A 2,136-nucleotide genomic window follows, 5' to 3' on the forward strand; every position below is an offset into this window, starting at 1 on the left:
ATGTGATCCCGCTTTTTCAGATATACAAGCCGGTAACCCCCGCCCAGGTCGAATTTCCTGCATCCCTCTATTCTTCCCTCTCCATTCCTGGTGAGCTTGTGAATTCGTGAAGGCTGAAGGCCACTCTTAGCAGCAAGCCTTTCCATAATCTCCTCGGCTCGCAAGACGGCAAGGGCCGCCCTTCCGCCCGCCTTTCTAAGGTTATCTAGGAGCTTGTTGAACTGGGTTTCTCGATGAAAAAAGACCACCATCTCAGAAGCTCTCCTTTGCTGCTTTTCTACTGTCCCGATGCTATGAGCGCTGCGCCCAGCGCCCCGACCATCTGGGGATCCTCCGGTACCAGGATCTCTTTACCTATGGCTTCGTGTAGTATGCGGACCACGCAGGGATTTCGAGCAACGCCTCCAGCAAAGAGGACAGGGTCAGTGATGGTAACTCTCTTGAGCATGCTTGCAGCTCGGCGCACAACCGATCGGTGGAGGCCCAGCGCAACATCCCGTCGGTTTTCACCTTTTGCAAGAAGCGATGTCACCTCGGATTCTGCGAACACCGTGCACATGCTGCTTATCTGGATCTCCTTCTGAGCCTTGAGCGCATCCTCCCCGAACTGGTCCAGCCGGTACCCGAGGGTCTGGGCCATGATCTCCAGGAATTTCCCAGTCCCCGCCGCACAGCGGTCGTTCATCTCGAACTTGATGACCCTTCCCTTGTCATTGAGTGATATGGCCTTAGCATCCTGTCCCCCGATATCCAGAATGGTCTTTGCTTCAGGAAACAGAAAGTGCGCGCCCACGGCATATGCCTTGATCTCCGTGACCGTCTGTGCATTAAAGGCAAGCTGAAAGAGGTGCCTGCCATAGCCCGTGGCCATAATACGGTCGTAATGGATCCCGTCTAGAAGGGCCCGGGCGCGGGCCATGGGTTCGAATCCGGAATCCACCTGACTTTTCCTCAGAATTTCCCCCTGTTCGAGGACCACCAGCTCAATGGTCCGCGATCCTATATCTATACCAGCGAATCTCATCCCATCTATCCTTGTGCTTGCCCTATTTGATCTGTTCTATGAAGGCCTCCACCCTGGTCTTGAGCTGACCCACATCCTCCATGCTGTAGTCGGTTTCGATTCGCAGTGCAGGGATATTTTCACGCTCCAGGGCCTTCTCCACAGGAATCGATTCGATCATGTAAGGCTGGCAGAACTGGAGAGCGTAATGAATCACGCCGTCCGCCTTATATTCCTTGAACATTTCTTTTATATGGTCGAGTCTCTCAGGGTTCGGCGTGAATATGGCGCAATCCACCTCGAAGTATCGGTCTACGATTGCCTCTATGAGTTCTTCAACCGTATCCCAGGTATCGTCGGTCAGATTACGGGTACCCCTCTCTCCGACGCATGATTCCTCTCCTACGATCACCGCGCCGGATGTCTCGATGATCCAGGGCAGTTTCCAGTTGGGCACCGCCATGAGGCAGCCGGATAAGAGAATCCTCGGCGTGCCCTTGGGAAACACCCCTTCGCCGCTTTCTATTCGTTTCTCAAATTCCTCGCATATCTTGTTCACGGAATTGGTGAAGCGGGCTGGGTCATCATAGAAGAAGATCTGGTTGATCAGCAGGGCATCCAGACCCGCTATGGGGGCGGGATCGGCCTTGCGCAGGCTTGAGAGCCTGTGAATGGCCTTTCGCTTTTCGTTGACAAGGGCGATCCTGTTCTTAAGTCTTTCCGCATCGATACTCACGCCGGTGAGTTCCTCCACCGCTTCCTTGAACCGTAGATACTCAGCCTTCAGCAAGCGGCGGCCTTCGGGGGATTTTGTCTGGGGCAGGTCCATGACATAGAGGTTTGGGACGAGATTCTTCAGGAGCTCATAGGATTTTTTCTTGCCGTCGCAGGTATTCTCTCCGACGATCATGTCCGCGGATTCTATATAGGGACAAACCTTGCCCAGCTTGAATCCAAAGGCGGACTTGATTAACGAACAGGTATTTCGGGGGAGAAGCTTTTCCACCTCTTCGGTGGCAAAGTCCGCTCCGGTACACAAGCCAACAAGCGTGGCATCAGCGGACCGGACGATCTCCTCGGGAACAAAGACGCAAAAGGAGCCTATCACCTTGCGGCCAGCCGCTTTTTCATTC

3 protein-coding genes are annotated in these 2,136 nt (G+C 54.0%); all 3 read right to left on the bottom strand.

What is annotated here, in order from left to right; all coding sequences use genetic code 11:
- Positions 1–251, bottom strand: a 251-nt coding sequence (locus JRJ26_20685) for a hypothetical protein (GenBank protein MBW2059907.1), incomplete at its 3' end; no start/stop codon positions are given.
- Between the two features lie 26 nt (positions 252–277).
- Positions 278–1,024 carry a 3-hydroxyacyl-ACP dehydratase gene (locus JRJ26_20690; GenBank protein MBW2059908.1) on the bottom strand — a complete coding sequence of 249 codons (747 nt, stop codon included), beginning with the start codon at positions 1,022–1,024 and terminating at the stop codon, positions 278–280.
- Positions 1,025–1,046: 22 nt separating this feature from the next.
- Positions 1,047–2,136 (bottom strand): 2-hydroxyacyl-CoA dehydratase (locus JRJ26_20695; protein ID MBW2059909.1); only part of this gene is annotated, 1,090 nt, incomplete at its 5' end.

Source organism: Deltaproteobacteria bacterium (assembly GCA_019308905.1).
Classification (GTDB): Bacteria; Desulfobacterota; BSN033; order WVXP01; family WVXP01; genus JAFDHF01.